Genomic DNA, 14724 nt, shown 5'->3' with positions numbered 1-14724 from the left:
ACGCCCGAACGGATAGGAGAATAGCGATGAGAACCCGTGCCGCCGTGGCCCTTGAGGCAGGCCGACCGCTGGAAGTGATGGACGTCAACCTCGAGGGCCCGAAGGCGGGCGAGGTGATGGTCGAGATCAAGGCCACCGGCATCTGCCACACCGACGAATTCACCCGCTCGGGCGACGATCCCGAAGGCATCTTCCCGGCGATCCTGGGCCACGAGGGCGCGGGCGTCGTGGTCGAGGTCGGGCCAGGCGTCACCAGCGTCAAGCCGGGCGATCATGTCATCCCGCTTTACACCCCCGAATGCCGGCAATGCGCGTCCTGCCTGTCGGGCAAGACCAACCTCTGCACCGCGATCCGCGCCACCCAGGGCCAGGGCCTGATGCCCGACGGCACCACACGGTTTTCGATGCTGGATGGCACGCCGCTCTATCACTACATGGGCTGCTCGACCTTCTCGAACTATACGGTGCTGCCGGAAATCGCGGTTGCGAAAGTGCGCGAGGACGCGCCTTTCGACAAGATCTGCTATATCGGCTGCGGCGTGACCACCGGCATCGGCGCGGTGATCAACACTGCCAAGGTGGAAATCGGCGCCAAGGCGGTGGTCTTCGGCCTGGGCGGGATCGGGCTGAACGTGATCCAGGGCCTGCGGCTGGCGGGCGCCGACATGATCATCGGCGTCGATCTGAACAACGACAAGAAGCCGATGGCCGAACATTTCGGGATGACGCATTTCGTCAACCCCAAGGAAATCGACGGGTCGGTGGTCCAGCATATCGTGGACATGACCAAGACCCCCTTCGACCAGATCGGCGGCGCGGATTATTCCTTCGACGCGACCGGCAGCACCAAGGTGATGCGCGACGCGCTGGAATGCACCCATCGCGGCTGGGGCCAGTCGATCATCATCGGCGTGGCGGCGGCCGGTGCGGAAATCAGCACCCGCCCGTTCCAGCTTGTCACCGGCCGGATCTGGAAGGGCACGGCCTTCGGCGGCGCGCGCGGCCGCACCGACGTGCCGAAGATCGTCGACTGGTACATGGACGGCAAGATCGAGATCGACCCGATGATCACCCACACCATGGGCCTGGACGACATCAACAAGGGCTTCGACCTGATGCACAAGGGCGAGTCGATCCGCTCGGTCGTCCTTTACTGATCGTTCATCCCTGCATAGGTAAAAGAACGGCGGGGCCATGGTCCCGCCGTCGCCATGAGGAATAAAGGAGCAGGCCGATGCGTCACCAGTGGCTGGACGATGACGACGACGACGAACCGGAAGAGGATGACCGGCGCCACGAGGGCGAGAAGGACGGCGGCCTGGGCCTTCCCGAAGGCGACAAGATCGGCAAGCTGTATTTCAAGTCGCGCACCGTGATCGTCGCGGGCACCATCAACGACAAGCTGGCGCAGCGCACCGTGGCCCATCTTCTGGCCTTGGCCGAGGACTCGGACCGCCCGATCAACATGCTGATTTCCTCGCCCGGCGGGCATGTGGAATCAGGCGACATGATCCATGACGTGATCAAGTTCATCCGCCCGACCGTGCGCACCATCGGGTCGGGCTGGGTGGCCAGCGCGGGCGCGCTGATCTTTGTGGCGGCGAAGAAGGAAAACCGCTTCTGCCTGCCCAACACGCGCTTTCTGATCCACCAGCCCTCGGGCGGGATCGGCGGCACCTCCTCGGACATGATGATCCAGGCGGAACAGGTGCGGCTGATGCGCGACCGGCTGAACCAGATCTTCGCCGAGGCGACCGGCCAGAGCGTCGAGCGCATCGAAAAGGACACGCAGCGCGACTTCTGGCTGAATACGGCCGAGGCGCTGGATTACGGGTTGCTGGGCAAGGTGATCCGCAGCGTGGATGAACTGGAATGACCGGGGGCGCGGGGTGAAGATCCGCCCCGCGACCCCGGCCGATCACGGTGCCATCTGGGCGATCCTGGAGCCGGTCTATCGCGCGGGGGAAACCTATTGCATCCCGCGCGACATCTCTCGCGGTGACGCCCTGGCGGACTGGTTCGCCCGGCCCTTCACCGCCTTTGTCGCCACGCTCGGCGGCCGGATCCTGGGCACCAGCCATGTCGGCGCGAATCGTCCGGGGCCGGGGGCGCATGTGGCCAATGCGTCCTTCGCCACCCACCCGGACGCGCGCGGCCAGGGCATCGCGCGCGCCTTGGTCGAGCACGCGAAATCCTGGGCGGCGGCACAGGGTTTCACGGCAATGCAGTTCAACTTCGTCGTCTCGACCAATGCCGATGCCGTCCATTTGTGGCAGAAGGCCGGATTTGCCATTGTCGGCCGCCTGCCGGGCGCGTTTCTTCATCCCCGGCTTGGGCCGGTCGATGGGCTGGTCATGTTTCAGAACCTGGAGGATGTCGGATGACACTTGAAACCCTTTCGGAAAACCGCAGCTTCGGCGGCACCCAGGGCGTTTACCGCCACAAGTCGCAATCGACCGGCACCGACATGACCTTCGCGGTCTTCATGCCCGAACTGGTGGCGCATGAACGCGTGCCGGTCCTGTGGTATCTGTCGGGCCTGACCTGCACCCATGAAAACGCCATGACCAAGGCCGCCGCGCAAGCATGGTGCGCGGATGCGGGCATCGCCATCGTCTTCCCCGACACCTCGCCGCGCGGCGAGGGCGTGCCCGATGACGAGGCCTATGACCTGGGCCAGGGCGCGGGCTTCTATGTCGACGCCACCCAGGATCCCTGGAAGCCGCATTTCCGCATGTGGCAATATATCGTCCACGAATTGCCGGAACTGCTGGGCGACAATTTCGCCATCGACCGCGAGGCGATGGGCATCACCGGCCATTCCATGGGCGGGCACGGCGCGCTGACCATCGCCATGACCCATCCCGAGCGCTACAGGTCGGTCTCGGCCTTCGCGCCGATCGCCAACCCGACCGAATCCGACTGGGGCCGGAAGCAGTTGACCGCCTATCTGGGCGATGACCGCAGCACCTGGCGCGCCCATGACGCGACCATCCTGATGACCGAACGCGGCTTTCCGGGCGAGGTGCTGATCGACCAGGGCAGCGCCGACCAGTTCCTGGACAAGCTGCGTCCCGAATCGCTGGCCCAGGCGATGATGGCCCGCCGCCAGCCGGGGCAGTTCAGGATGCAGCCCGGCTATGACCACAGCTATTTCTTCGTCCAGTCCTTCATGGGCGATCATGTGATGTGGCACGCCGAAAGACTGCTGTAGGAGGCTTGCCGAAGTTTCCCGTCCGTTCTGGCAATTCGACCTAAGACTTTAGGGGCAATTGCCGGGACGGCAGATTGACGCAAGGCATTGTCCGCCAAAGACTACCTTCAGGACGGCGACCGGAGGAGGGAACCTGTCGCCCGCGTCCAAGCAGCGGAGGAACTTTCATGAAAAGATTGCTGAACAGCACGGTCGCCGTGCTGCTTCTGTCGGGCACGGCCTATGCCAATGACAGCGTCATGGCCGAGGTGGCCAAACCTGAACAATGGGCGATCCAGACCGGCGACTATGCCAACCATCGCTATTCCGAACTGGACCAGATCAACCGCGACAACGTGGGCGATCTGCGGGTGGCCTGGACCTTCTCGACCGGCGTGCTGCGCGGTCACGAGGGCAGCCCGCTGGTGATCGGCGACATCATGTATGTCCACACGCCGTTCCCCAACAACGTCTATGCCCTGGATCTGGCCAATGACGGCAGGATCCTGTGGCGTTACGAACCCCAGCAGAACCCCGACGTCATCGCCGTGATGTGCTGCGACACCGTCAACCGCGGCCTGTCCTATGCCGACGGCGTGGTCTTCCTGTCGCAGGCCGACACCACCGTGGTGGCTCTGGACGCCAAGAGCGGTGAGGTCAAATGGTCCACCAAGGTCGGCGACTCGGCCATCGGCGAGACGCTGACCATGTCCACCATGCCGGTCAAGGACAAGCTGATGGTCGGCATTTCGGGCGGCGAATACGGCGTGCGCGGCCGGGTGACGGCGCTGAACCTGGCGGACGGCTCGGTGGCCTGGAAAGCCTATTCCACCGGCCCGGACGAAGAGATGCTGGTCGATCCCGAAAAGACCACCCATCTGGGCAAGCCCATTGGCCCGGACAGCAGCCTCAACAGCTGGGAAGGCGACCAGTGGAAGATCGGCGGCGGTCCGATCTGGGGCTGGTTCTCCTATGACCCGGATCTGAACCTGTTCTATTACGGCACCGGCAACCCGTCCACCTGGAACCCGTCGCAGCGTCCGGGCGACAACCGCTGGTCGATGACCATCATGGCGCGCGATGTCGATACCGGCATGGCCAAGTGGTTCTATCAGATGACGCCCCATGACGAATGGGACTTCGACGGCGTCAACGAGAACATCCTGACCGACCAGGAAATCGACGGCCAGCCGCGCAAGCTCTTGACCCATTTCGACCGCAATGGCTTTGCCTATACGCTGGACCGGGAATCGGGCGAATTGCTGGTCGCCGAGAAGTTCGATCCGGCCGTGAACTGGGCCACCCATGTCGAGATGGATCCCAACAGCGACCAGTACGGCCGCCCGCAAGTGGTCGCCGAATACTCGACCGCCCAGAACGGCGAGGACGAGAACACCACCGGCATCTGCCCGGCGGCACTGGGCACCAAGGACATGCAGCCCGCCGCCTATTCGCCCAAGACCCAGACCTTCTATGTGCCGACCAACCACGTCTGCATGGATTATGAACCGTTCCGCGTCGCCTATACCGCGGGCCAGCCCTATGTCGGGGCCACCCTGGCGATGTATCCGGCCCCGAACAGCCATGGCGGCATGGGCAACTTCATCGCCTGGGACAATATCGAGGGCAAGATCAAGTGGTCCCTGCCCGAGCAGTTCTCGGTCTGGTCGGGCGCGCTGGCGACCGCTGGCGACATTGTCTTCTACGGCACGCTGGAAGGCTATCTGAAGGCCATCGATGCCGACACGGGCGAGGAGCTTTACAAGTTCAAGACGCCGTCCGGGATCATCGGCAACATCATGACCTATGAGCGCGAAGGCAAGCAGTATATCGGCGTCCTGTCGGGCGTCGGCGGCTGGGCCGGGATCGGCCTTGCGGCGGGCCTGACCAACCCGAACGAGGGTCTGGGCGCGGTGGGCGGCTATGCCGCGCTGGCGGATTACACCGAACTGGGCGGCCAGTTGACCGTGTTCGAGCTTCCGGGCGAAGCCTCGGCCGCGGCGGAACCGGCAGCCGATCCCGCAGCCGAGCCGGCACCTGCCGAAGGCGGCACCAGCGGCTAATACTTTCGGCCCGCTAACGCGAAGTTGCGCTATCCAACGCTCCCCCCGAGGATAATCTCGGGGGGAGTTTTACCTGGGGAGGACGGGTAAATTGATCTTTGGGAGGAATGACAGCATGAACGCCATCACCAGCCTTGCGTCGCTGGTCCTTGCCGCGACCGTGGCAACGACCGCCTGGGCGCAGGACACGACGACCCAGACACCGCCGCCCGCCGAAGCCAGCGCAGGCGCGGCAGCCGCGACATCGGGCGCGGCGGCTGCGGATCCCGCAGCCGGAGAGGCGGGCGATGCGCCGGTCGAGATGGCCGAAGGTGCGACCACCCTTCCCAACGGCATGGACATCACCCCCGTCACCCAGGAAAACGGCCGCTGGTACAACGCCGAAGGCATTCCGACCTTCAAGATCGAGAACGGCGTCGTCGATTTCGCGACCTTCAACGGTTTCCGCCGCTATTCCGCCGAATGCCATGTCTGCCACGGCCCCGATGGCGAGGGATCAACCTATGCGCCCGCGCTGAAGAATTCGGTCCTGCGGATGGATTACTATGATTTCCAGGAAATCGTCGCCTCGGGCAAGCAAGAGGTGAACACCGCCCAGAACCAGGTGATGCCCGCCTTCGGCACCAACAAGAACGTCTGGTGCTATATCGACGACATCTATGTCTATCTGCTGGCGCGGGGCATCGACGAGTTGCCGCGCGGCCGTCCCGCCGAACGCGCCGACAAGTCCGAGGAATACACCGCGCAGGAAGATTCCTGCATGTCGATGTAACATGGGCATCCTTCGCTGGCTGATGGCGGCAGTGATCCTGGGCGCGGCGCCTGCGGCGGCCCAGGTGGCGGATCTGCGGTCCACCACGCAGTTCCGCGTCTGCGCCGATCCGGCCAATGCGCCCATGTCGACGCAGGACGGGACGGGGTTCGAAAACCGGCTGGCCCGGGCCTTCGGCGAATGGCTGGGCGTGCCCGTGACCTATACCTGGTTCCCCTCGGGCATGGGCTTCATCGCCAAGACCCTGCGCGAGGGGGATTGCGACGTGGTCATGGGCTATGCCCAAGGCGACGAGCTGGTGCAGAACACCAACCACTACTACACCTCGGTCTTCGGCATCGTGACGCGCAGGGACGGCGCCCTGGCGGGCGTCGATCACCTGACGGATCCGGCGCTGAAGGATCATCCCATCGGGGTGATCGCCGGATCGCCGCCTGCCACGATCATGGCCCAGGCCGGGCTGGCCAAGGACATGCGCGGCGCCGACCTGTTCGTGGACCGGCGGGTCAAGGATCCGGTGGGCGACCTGATCGCGGGCGTCAAGGACGGATCGCTGGACGCCGCCGTGCTGTGGGGGCCGCTGGCCGGGCCGCGCGTCAAGGACGACCCCGACTTGCAGTTCACGCCGCTGCTGAAGGAAACCTCGGGGCCGAAGATGTTCTATCGCATCACCATGGGCGTGCGGCTGCCGGAACAGGAATGGAAGCGGCAGCTGAACAGCCTGATCCGCCGCCACCAGGACGAAATCCACGCCATCCTGCGCGACGCGGGCGTGCCGCTGGTCGACGATTACGGCAAGGAACTGATCCAATGATCCGCGCGGTCCTGCTGGCCTTGCGCCTGGCGGGACCGGCCGTCGCCCAGGTTCCCGAACCCGACGCCTATCGGGGAGAGCCTTACCGCGCCCCGGTCCCCGCGACCCTGCAAGGCGCCGTGGCCATCGACGCGGCCCAGGCGCTGCGGCTGCACGACCAGGGCGTGCCGTTCCTGGACGTGTTGCCGCGCAAGACCCGGCCCCAGGGCCTGCCCCAAGGCACCCTCTGGCGCGAACCGCCGCACGAGACGATCCCCGGCGCCGTCTGGCTGTGGGATACCGGCTGGGAAAACCTGGCCCCCGCCGAACAGGCGCGGCTGGAACGGGGGCTGGATCAGGCGTCCCAGGGCGACAAGGCCGCGCCGCCGGTGATCTTCTGCCGCGCCGACTGCTGGATGAGCTGGAATGCCGCCCGCCGCGCCGTGGCCCTGGGCCATGACGGCATCCACTGGTTCCCCGGCGGGATCGAGGGCTGGCTGGCCGCAGGCGGCGCGCCGCTGGTCAAGGCCGTGCCTGCCGACCCGTGAACTGCCCGAAGGCGCGCGGTCCCGAGGGCATGTCGATTTCCGCCGTGATCGTCAGGCTTTCGGCATCGACCAGCACAAGCGTGTCGGAATCCCAATTGGCGACCGCCACGGCATCGCCGCCGGGCAGGGGGCTGATCCCCTCGGGGTAATCGCCGACGGGGATTTCATCCAGAACCGACAGGCTGGCGGGGTCGAACACCGTCAGCGTGCCCGCATACTGGTTCGTCACGAACCCCCGTCCCGCCGCAAAGGCCAGGGCATAGGGATGGCTGCCGGTCGGAACCTGCCCCGCCAGCGTGCCGCTCGCGGCGTCGATCGCCGATACCGTGTCGCCCTGCACATCCGCCGTCCAGAACCGCCCTTCATGGAAGGTGATGCCGAAGGGATGCGCGCCCGCCGTCTGGACCTTGTGCAGCAGCGCCCCGGTGGCGGCGTCGAAGATGCTGATCCGGTCGTCGTCGCGATCCGCCGTCGCCACCCATCGCCCGTCATCGCTGACGGCGACTCCGGCAGGGGCGGCGCCGGTGGGCACCTGCCACAGCGGCTTCAGGTCGGCGTCCAGCCGGGTCAGCCGCGCCCCGAACCAGTCGGTCACGAACAGCCCGCCCCCCGGCGCCACGGCCAGGCCGAAGGCGCCTTCGCCCAGGTCGCGGCCGACGGTCACGCCGCCGCCTTCGTCCAGAACGGACAGCCGCCCAGTCTCTGCCGCGATCACGTAGGCGCGGCCCGTTGCGGGGTCATAGGCCACCGGCGCGGGCTTGCCCGCGACCGGCGTCCGGGCCAGAACCTGCCCCGTGCCGGTATCGACCAGCGTCACCATGTCGGCGTTCTGGCTGGTCACGAAAGCCAAATCCCCCGCCAGGGCGGGGGATGACAGCATCATCAGGACAAGCGCGGCAAGCCTCATTCGGCCTTGCCGAAACGGTCGGCCAGGGCGTCCAGCCCCGCCTGATGGAGAGCGTTGACCGCCGCCATGGCCGTATCGTCGTTCAGATTCGCAGGAGGATCGTTGTTCGGATAGCCGCGATAGAACCCGGCCTTCCAGACCACCTCGGCCTTGCCGTCCTTGTCCTTGACCTGGATGGTGGACGAATAATTCGTCACCGGCAGGATCTCGACCGCGACATCGGTGATCATGTACTTGTACTGCCGCTTGTCCGGGTCGATGGACATCAGCTTTGCGGTGATGGTCGGATCGCCGCTTTCCGCGCTCAGGTGCAGGATGCGGGTCGATTCCTCGGGGATATCGGCGGGCGCCCCCTGGGGCGTCATCTCGGTGCGGGCGACGGCGGGGTGCCAGTCGAAGTCGTCGAACCTGCCGATGACCTGCCATACCTCGTCCGGGGTGGCGTTCAGCACGACCGACTGTTCGGTCTTCAGCCGCGACGGGCCGTGGGCCTGGGCTGTCAGGGTCAGGGCCAGCGTGGCGGCAACGGCAAGGCCCAGGATCTTCTGCATCATCTGTTCCGCTTTCTGTCGAATGCCCTTCGACCATGCGACGGTCGTCCGCCCGCGTCCATACGACCTAAGATTGATCCAAATCTTCCCGGCCGCGCCGGGAACATAAACCGTCTTGTCCCAGGACGGCCCGCGACCCAACATGACCGGCAGGGAGAGATGAAATGTTCAAGGGAATCATAGGACTTTTGGCTGGTGCCACGGCATTGGCCGCGCCCGTCATGGCCCAGCAGCAGCCGCAGATGCAGCAGATCCGCGTCGCCGTGCTGCGCGTGGACGCCGAAAGGCTGCCGCCGATTTCCCGGCTGGATCTGCCGGTCGCGGACCAGGGATTCGCGGGCGCGCGCCTGGCCATCGAGGATAACGACACCACCGGCCGCTTCATGAACCAGGATTTCGAGGCGGTCGAGGTCACGGCCAGCCCCGAAACGGCGGCGGCCGAGCTGGACAGGATCATCGCCGAGGGCATCCAGTTCGTCGTGGTGCTGGCCGATGGCGCGACCACGCTGGCCCTGGCCGACCAGGCGGGCGACCGGGCCATGCTGCTGAACGCGCGGGCGCGGGGCGACAACCTGCGCGGCGCCGATTGCCGCGCCAACACCATCCATGTCGCGCCCAGCCATGCGATGCTGGCCGACGGGCTGGCGCAGTTCCTGATGTGGAAGAACTGGCCGGACTGGCTGCTGGTCAAGGGCAGCCATCCCGAAGACGAGGATCTGGCCGCCGCCTATCGCCGCGCCGCCGCCAAGTTCGGCGCCAAGATCGTCGAGGAACGGGTCTATGAGGATACCGGCGGCGCCCGCCGCACCGATTCGGGCCATGTGCAGGTGCAGGCGCAGATGCCCGTCTTCACGCAGCGCGCCCCCGATTACGACATCCTGGTCGCGGCGGACGAAAGCGACATCTTCGCGCCCTATCTGCCCTATCTGACCTGGGATCCGCGCCCCGTCGCCGGGTCCGCCGGGCTGGTGCCCAGAAGCTGGCACCCGGCGATCGAGGCCTGGGGCGCGATGCAGTTCCAGAACCGCTTCGAGAAGCTGGCGAACCGCCCAATCCGCGAGGACGATTACCAAGCCTGGCTGGCGCTGCGCATCCTGGGCGAGGCCGCGACCCGCACCCAGTCCGCCGATCCGGCCACCCTGCGCGAGTTCATCCTGTCGGACCAGTTCGACGTGGCGGGCTTCAAGGGCCAGAAGCTGACGGTGCGCGACTGGGACCACCAGGTCCGCCAGCCGATCCTGCTGACCACCGGGGTGCTGACCACCTCGGTCAGTCCGCAGGACCAGTATCTGCACCAGACAAGCGCGCTGGACACGCTGGGCATCGACCGGCCCGAAACCGAATGCACATTCCCGGAGGTTCCATGAAACAGATCCTGATCCTTACCCCGGCGCTTGCGGTCCTGGCCGAACCCGCCCTGGCCAACCGCGTCTTCGTCAGCAACGAAAAGGGCAATGACGTCACCGTGCTGGACAGCGAGACGCTGGAGGTGATCGGCACCTATCCGGTCGGCAACCGCCCGCGCGGCATCACCATCTCGCCCGACGGGACCGAGCTTTACGTCTGCGCGTCCGACGACAACCTGGTCCGCGTCTTCGATCCGAACACCATGGAGGAACTGCACAGCCTGCCCTCCGGCCCCGACCCGGAGCTGTTCGTGCTGCATCCCTCGGGCAACCCGCTGTATGTCGCGAACGAGGATGACAACCTGGTCACAGTGGTCGATGTGAAGACGCATCAGGTGCTGGCCGAGATCCCGGTCGGCGTCGAACCCGAGGGCATGGGCGTCAGCCCCGATGGCAAGATCGTCATCAACACCTCGGAAACCACCAACATGGCGCATTTCATCGACACGGACACGTTTCAGATCGTCGCGAACGTGCTGGTCGATTCGCGCCCCCGCTTTGCTGAATACAACCACGACGGCACGAAACTGTATGTCAGCGCCGAGATCGGCGGCACGGTCAGCGTGATCGACCCGGCCACGCAGCAGATCATCAGGAAGATCACCTTCGATGTGCCGGGCGTGCTGCCCGAGGCGATCCAGCCGGTCGGCGTGCGGGTGACGAATGACGGCAAGAAGGTGTTTGTCGCGCTCGGCCCCGCCAACCGCGTCGCGGTGATCGACGGCGAGACCGACGAGGTGACGGACTATCTGCTGGTCGGCCAGCGGGTCTGGCAGATGGCCTTCACCCCGGACGAGAAATACCTGTTCACCACCAACGGCAATTCCAACGACGTGTCGGTGATCGATGTGGCCGCCGGTGAAGTCGTGAAATCCGTCCCCGTGGGCCAGCAGCCCTGGGGCGTCGTGGTCGCGCCGAACTGACGCGGACCGAACCGAATCTGTGAGGGAGGAAACCTGATGACCCGTTTGCTGACCATCCTGATGATCATGGCCGGCCTGTCCGTCCCTGCCGCCGCGCAGGAGACCGCCGCCCCCGAAGGCGCCGCCGCGACCGAGGCCGCCCCCGATGCGGCGCCAGCCGAGGAGGAGGAGGACGACGAGGAAGGCGAGGACGCGGGCGCGGCTGCGGCCACCTATGACGCACAGGGCAAGTTCGATTACGGCTTTTCCGGCATCATGGCGCGCGACAACCGCACCGATCTGGCGCCGCTGACGCTGGCATCGGGATCGCCCGTCGCGGGCGGCGAATACACGCTGAAATCGGGCGGCTTCTACCGCATCGACATCAATGCCGACGGCAGCCAGGAACTGGCGCTGTCGGGCGGCGACTTCTTCCGCGCCATCTGGATCAACGAGATCGTCATCAACGACATCGAGATCCGGCCGATGGGCGTCCACAGCATCGAATTCGACAATGCCGGAACCGCGACGATCAGCTTTATTGCCGTGACGCCGGGACGCTATACACTGTCGGTTCCCGGATCCTCGGGCGAGACGCAGCAGGCGGTGTTCAACATCCAGTAGGAGAGGCGATGCGACAAGCCTGGCCCATTCCATCTTGACCGGCCCGAGTGCGGACGCCCTGCGCATCACCGGCCTGTCGCATCGTTTCGGCAGCGTCCAGGCGCTGTCGGACGTGTCCCTGACAGTGCCGCGCGGCAGCTTCACCGCGCTTCTGGGCGTGAACGGCGCGGGCAAGACCACGCTGTTCTCGCTGGTGACGCGGCTTTACAGCAACGTCTCGGGCAGGATCGAGGTCGCGGGCCATGACCTGCGCCGCCAGCCCGCCCAGGCCATGGCCCGGCTGGGCGCGGTGTTCCAAAGCCGCGCTTTGGACGCCGACCTGACGGTGGCGCAGAACCTGGCCTATCACGCCGCCCTGCACGGGATCTCGCGCCGTTCGTCGCGCGACCGCATCGCGCAGGTTCTGGCGCAGGTCGGGCTGGACCACCGGGCGCATGACCGCGTGTCGGCGCTGTCGGGCGGCCAGCAGCGCCGCGCGGAAATCGCCCGCGCGCTGATCCACCGCCCCGACCTGTTGCTGCTGGACGAGGCGACGGTGGGCCTGGACGTGAAATCGCGGGCCGAGGTTCTGGCTCTGACCCGCCGCCTGATCGCCTCGGAAGGCGTGTCGGCCTTGTGGGCCACCCATATCATGGACGAGATCCAGCCGGACGACGATCTGGTGATCCTGCACAGGGGCCGCGTGTTGCGGGCGGGCAAGGCCGCCGCCATCGCCGGGCCCGCAGGGCTGACCCAGACCTTCCTGTCCCTGACCGGGGCCGCCGCATGACCGAACGCCGCTTTCCCGCCTCCGCCTGGTTCACCGCCTTCCGCGGCATCGCCTGGCGCGAGACGCTGCGCTTCGTCCAGCAGCGCGGGCGGTTCCTGGCCGCCCTGGTCCGCCCGCTGGTCTGGCTGTTCATCTTCGCAGCCGGGTTCCGCGCCGTCCTGGGCCTGTCGATCACGCCGCCCTATCAGACCTATGTCCTTTACGAGGTCTATGTGACCCCCGGCCTGGTGGCGATGATCCAGTTGTTCAACGGGATGCAGTCTTCGCTGTCGATGGTCTATGACCGGGAAACCGGGGCCATGCGGACGCTGCTGGTCAGCCCCTTTCCCCGCTGGTTCCTGCTGGGGTCCAAGCTGATGGCGGGGGTGATCGTGTCGATCATCCAGGCCTATGCCTTCCTGCTGATCGCCTGGTTCTGGGACATCCGCCCGCCCGCCTGGGGCTATGTCGCGGTGTTCCCGGCGCTGATCCTGTCGGGGCTGATGCTGGGCGCGTTGGGGCTGTTCCTGTCCTCCGCCATCCGGCAGTTGGAGAATTTCGCGGGGGTGATGAACTTCGTGATCTTCCCGATGTTCTTCGCGTCCTCGGCGCTTTATCCGCTGTGGCGGATGAATGAAAGCTCGCCCCTCCTGCACGACATCTGCGCGGCCAATCCCTTCACCTATGCGGTCGAACTGATCCGCTTCGCGCTGTATCTGCACTGGAACGGGCAGGCCCTGGCGGTGGTCGCGGGCTGCCTTGCGGTGTTCTTCGGCGCCGCCGTCTTCATGTATGATCCCGCCAAGGGCCTTTGGGCCAGAAGGAAGGAGAGGGGATGAAACCCGTCATCGCATTCGCCCTGATGCTTGCCGCCGCGCCCGGCTGGGCCGCCACCGGCACCGATCCCGACTGGCCCTGCATCCAGCGCAAGCAGCCGCATCTGTCGCTGGGTCAGGTCTGGACCGGGCCGGTCCCCGACGACCGGGTGGCGGATCTGGCCCGCGATCCGCAGATCGAGGCGCTGGCCGCGCGGCTGGAACAGCGCCGCCTGCCGCTGGAGGATGCCGAAGCCGCCATCGCCGAGTTCGCCAGGGGTGCGGACGACGCGCATCTGACGGCGCTGATGGTCGCGATCTTCGACAGGATCGAACCCGACCGCGCCGCCCTGATCGCGGGCATCGCCCGATACGGCCACAGCCAGGTCGATCTGGCCCGGCGGATCGCGGAACGCCGCGCGACGATGGCGGAACTGGAGCAGGCCGACCCGCCCGATTTCGACGCCCTCGACGCCGCCGAGGAGGCGCTGGACTGGGACCAGCGGGTCTTCACCGAACGCCAGCAGTCGCTGACCTATGTCTGTGAAACCCCGGTGATCCTGGAACAGCGCGCCTTTGCCCTGGGCCGGGCGATCGCGGGGCATCTGGAGAAGTGAAGCGGATTGGCGAAGGCCATCGCTCCCGCCCATTGACCGTTGATCTAAGCCGAATCAGCCCGCTTGGGCGCGTCCCAGGGCCGCAGGTCCGCCTCCATCCATGTCCCATGGGCGGCGTTCGGGAAGACGATCCAGTCCTCGCCGAAGCGGTCGGCGTGATCCTCGGCCAGGCGGTGCTGGTCTTCCAGCGTCGCATTCGCGAAGCAGCCGTGGAAATCGTGCAGCGTGTCGCCCAGGTGCAGGATGACGCGGTGGTCGCGTTCCACGGCGGCGCGGCGTTCGGCCTTGGGCGGGCCGAACAGCAGCACATGGTCGGCATGGACCTGCGGCAGGCCCAGGCGCGACAGCGTGGCGATGGTCGCCAGCTTGTTTTCCTCGAATCGGTCCGAGACGTAGAAGATCGTCACCTCCAGCCGGTCGGCCAGATGGAAGAAATCGGCCGCCCCCGGCAGCAGATGCGGCGCGCCCTCGCGTTCCCACAGCTTCCAGGTCTCGAACCCGTCCATGGCCTCGCCCAGGGTCATCGCGTGGGCCATCACGGCGGTGTTGTCCAGGATCGTCTCGTCGATGTCGCTGACCACGGCCAGGCCCTTGCCGGTGCCGTTCGCCTCGACCGCCGCGCGCAGGCGCAGCGTCGCCAGGGCATAGCACTGGCGTTGCAGGGCCTTCACCTCGGCCGATCGCTGCTGATAGCGGATCGCGATGGCGCGTTCCGACGGGTGATGGCGGCGGGGCGGGCTGGTCATGGGCGAATCCTGTTGGTGGCGCGCCGGACCCTAGAACCG

Annotated in this window: 17 protein-coding genes; 14 read left to right on the top strand and 3 right to left on the bottom strand. The window is 66.4% G+C overall.

The features are described 5' to 3' along the window. Positions 1 to 26: 26 nt before the first annotated feature. The 8 genes from PXD02_RS00185 (at position 27) to PXD02_RS00150 (ending at position 7369) form a co-directional block, all read left to right on the top strand. A complete protein-coding gene (locus PXD02_RS00185) occupies positions 27 to 1157 on the top strand; it encodes an S-(hydroxymethyl)glutathione dehydrogenase/class III alcohol dehydrogenase (RefSeq protein ID WP_275104978.1) in 1131 nt (376 codons plus the stop codon). Between the two features lie 77 nt (positions 1158 to 1234). After that, positions 1235 to 1876 carry an ATP-dependent Clp protease proteolytic subunit gene (locus tag PXD02_RS00180; protein ID WP_275104977.1) on the top strand — a complete coding sequence of 214 codons (642 nt, stop codon included), beginning with the start codon at positions 1235 to 1237 and terminating at the stop codon, positions 1874 to 1876. Further along, entirely contained in the window at positions 1863 to 2384 is a 522-nt protein-coding gene (locus PXD02_RS00175) for a GNAT family N-acetyltransferase (RefSeq protein WP_275104976.1), read from the top strand. The genes PXD02_RS00180 and PXD02_RS00175 overlap by 14 nt, the downstream gene beginning before the upstream one ends. Next, the gene (gene fghA, locus PXD02_RS00170; RefSeq protein WP_275104975.1) at positions 2381 to 3214 is read left to right on the top strand and encodes an S-formylglutathione hydrolase; all 834 of its coding nucleotides are present in this window, start codon (positions 2381 to 2383) and stop codon (positions 3212 to 3214) included. Before PXD02_RS00175 ends, fghA begins: the two co-directional genes overlap by 4 nt. 167 nt (positions 3215 to 3381) lie before the next feature. Then, positions 3382 to 5256: a methanol/ethanol family PQQ-dependent dehydrogenase gene (locus tag PXD02_RS00165; RefSeq protein ID WP_275104974.1), complete on the top strand. Its 1875-nt coding sequence runs from the start codon at positions 3382 to 3384 to the stop codon at positions 5254 to 5256. Positions 5257 to 5371: 115 nt separating this feature from the next. After that, positions 5372 to 6028 carry a c-type cytochrome, methanol metabolism-related gene (locus tag PXD02_RS00160; RefSeq protein ID WP_473092038.1) on the top strand — a complete coding sequence of 219 codons (657 nt, stop codon included), beginning with the start codon at positions 5372 to 5374 and terminating at the stop codon, positions 6026 to 6028. A gap of 1 nt (position 6029) precedes the next feature. Further along, a complete protein-coding gene (locus tag PXD02_RS00155; protein ID WP_275104973.1) occupies positions 6030 to 6842 on the top strand; it encodes a quinoprotein dehydrogenase-associated putative ABC transporter substrate-binding protein in 813 nt (270 codons plus the stop codon). Continuing rightward, entirely contained in the window at positions 6839 to 7369 is a 531-nt protein-coding gene (locus tag PXD02_RS00150) for a PQQ-dependent catabolism-associated CXXCW motif protein (protein WP_275104972.1), read from the top strand. The genes PXD02_RS00155 and PXD02_RS00150 overlap by 4 nt, the downstream gene beginning before the upstream one ends. On the opposite strand, the gene PXD02_RS00145 is transcribed toward PXD02_RS00150, so the two are convergent. Together PXD02_RS00145 and PXD02_RS00140 are read right to left on the bottom strand one after the other, a co-directional pair. Continuing rightward, positions 7344 to 8276 (bottom strand): YncE family protein, encoded by a 933-nt coding sequence (locus PXD02_RS00145; RefSeq protein ID WP_275104971.1) that lies wholly within the window; start codon positions 8274 to 8276, stop codon positions 7344 to 7346. The genes PXD02_RS00150 and PXD02_RS00145 overlap by 26 nt on opposite strands. Beyond that, entirely contained in the window at positions 8273 to 8830 is a 558-nt protein-coding gene (locus PXD02_RS00140; protein ID WP_342759306.1) for an SRPBCC family protein, read from the bottom strand. Before PXD02_RS00140 ends, PXD02_RS00145 begins: the two co-directional genes overlap by 4 nt. Before the next feature lie 218 nt (positions 8831 to 9048). Between PXD02_RS00140 and PXD02_RS00135 the strand changes: the two genes are divergently transcribed. Genes PXD02_RS00135 through PXD02_RS00110 form a run of 6 tightly spaced genes read left to right on the top strand, consistent with a single transcriptional unit; the run spans position 9049 to position 13939 of the window. Further along, entirely contained in the window at positions 9049 to 10194 is a 1146-nt protein-coding gene (locus tag PXD02_RS00135) for an ABC transporter substrate-binding protein (RefSeq protein WP_275106463.1), read from the top strand. Next, positions 10191 to 11156, top strand: a complete 966-nt coding sequence (locus PXD02_RS00130; RefSeq protein WP_275104970.1) for a YVTN family beta-propeller repeat protein — start codon at positions 10191 to 10193, stop codon at positions 11154 to 11156. Before PXD02_RS00135 ends, PXD02_RS00130 begins: the two co-directional genes overlap by 4 nt. Before the next feature lie 36 nt (positions 11157 to 11192). Next, positions 11193 to 11759 carry a cupredoxin domain-containing protein gene (locus PXD02_RS00125; protein ID WP_275104969.1) on the top strand — a complete coding sequence of 189 codons (567 nt, stop codon included), beginning with the start codon at positions 11193 to 11195 and terminating at the stop codon, positions 11757 to 11759. 34 nt (positions 11760 to 11793) lie between these two features. Then, positions 11794 to 12528, top strand: a complete 735-nt coding sequence (locus tag PXD02_RS00120) for an ABC transporter ATP-binding protein (protein ID WP_275104968.1) — start codon at positions 11794 to 11796, stop codon at positions 12526 to 12528. Beyond that, the gene (locus PXD02_RS00115; RefSeq protein WP_275104967.1) at positions 12525 to 13346 is read left to right on the top strand and encodes an ABC transporter permease; all 822 of its coding nucleotides are present in this window, start codon (positions 12525 to 12527) and stop codon (positions 13344 to 13346) included. Before PXD02_RS00120 ends, PXD02_RS00115 begins: the two co-directional genes overlap by 4 nt. Then, complete coding sequence (locus tag PXD02_RS00110; protein WP_275104966.1) at positions 13343 to 13939, top strand: hypothetical protein; 597 nt, start codon at positions 13343 to 13345, stop codon at positions 13937 to 13939. Before PXD02_RS00115 ends, PXD02_RS00110 begins: the two co-directional genes overlap by 4 nt. Positions 13940 to 13983: 44 nt before the next feature. On the opposite strand, the gene PXD02_RS00105 is transcribed toward PXD02_RS00110, so the two are convergent. Further along, positions 13984 to 14685: a 5'-nucleotidase, lipoprotein e(P4) family gene (locus tag PXD02_RS00105; protein ID WP_275104965.1), complete on the bottom strand. Its 702-nt coding sequence runs from the start codon at positions 14683 to 14685 to the stop codon at positions 13984 to 13986. Positions 14686 to 14724 lie beyond the last annotated feature (39 nt).

Origin of the sequence: Paracoccus sp. S3-43 (genome assembly GCF_029027965.1) — a bacterium.
In the GTDB taxonomy this organism is placed as follows: domain Bacteria; phylum Pseudomonadota; class Alphaproteobacteria; order Rhodobacterales; family Rhodobacteraceae; genus Paracoccus.
This window is presented reverse-complemented; position numbering and strand designations above follow the sequence as displayed.

Bases quoted from the DNA above. Each gene is read 5' to 3' on its own strand.
- PXD02_RS00185 (WP_275104978.1), top strand. From the start codon at position 27: ATGAGAACCCGTGCCGCCGTGGCCCTTGAGGCAGGCCGACCGCTGGAA.
- PXD02_RS00180 (WP_275104977.1), top strand. From the start codon at position 1,235: ATGCGTCACCAGTGGCTGGACGATGACGACGACGACGAACCGGAAGAG.
- PXD02_RS00175 (WP_275104976.1), top strand. From the start codon at position 1,863: ATGAACTGGAATGACCGGGGGCGCGGGGTGAAGATCCGCCCCGCGACC.
- fghA (WP_275104975.1), top strand. From the start codon at position 2,381: ATGACACTTGAAACCCTTTCGGAAAACCGCAGCTTCGGCGGCACCCAG.
- PXD02_RS00165 (WP_275104974.1), top strand. From the start codon at position 3,382: ATGAAAAGATTGCTGAACAGCACGGTCGCCGTGCTGCTTCTGTCGGGC.
- PXD02_RS00160 (WP_473092038.1), top strand. From the start codon at position 5,372: ATGAACGCCATCACCAGCCTTGCGTCGCTGGTCCTTGCCGCGACCGTG.
- PXD02_RS00155 (WP_275104973.1), top strand. From the start codon at position 6,030: ATGGGCATCCTTCGCTGGCTGATGGCGGCAGTGATCCTGGGCGCGGCG.
- PXD02_RS00150 (WP_275104972.1), top strand. From the start codon at position 6,839: ATGATCCGCGCGGTCCTGCTGGCCTTGCGCCTGGCGGGACCGGCCGTC.
- PXD02_RS00145 (WP_275104971.1), bottom strand. From the start codon at position 8,276: ATGAGGCTTGCCGCGCTTGTCCTGATGATGCTGTCATCCCCCGCCCTG.
- PXD02_RS00140 (WP_342759306.1), bottom strand. From the start codon at position 8,830: ATGATGCAGAAGATCCTGGGCCTTGCCGTTGCCGCCACGCTGGCCCTG.
- PXD02_RS00135 (WP_275106463.1), top strand. From the start codon at position 9,049: ATGGCCCAGCAGCAGCCGCAGATGCAGCAGATCCGCGTCGCCGTGCTG.
- PXD02_RS00130 (WP_275104970.1), top strand. From the start codon at position 10,191: ATGAAACAGATCCTGATCCTTACCCCGGCGCTTGCGGTCCTGGCCGAA.
- PXD02_RS00125 (WP_275104969.1), top strand. From the start codon at position 11,193: ATGACCCGTTTGCTGACCATCCTGATGATCATGGCCGGCCTGTCCGTC.
- PXD02_RS00115 (WP_275104967.1), top strand. From the start codon at position 12,525: ATGACCGAACGCCGCTTTCCCGCCTCCGCCTGGTTCACCGCCTTCCGC.
- PXD02_RS00110 (WP_275104966.1), top strand. From the start codon at position 13,343: ATGAAACCCGTCATCGCATTCGCCCTGATGCTTGCCGCCGCGCCCGGC.
- PXD02_RS00105 (WP_275104965.1), bottom strand. From the start codon at position 14,685: ATGACCAGCCCGCCCCGCCGCCATCACCCGTCGGAACGCGCCATCGCG.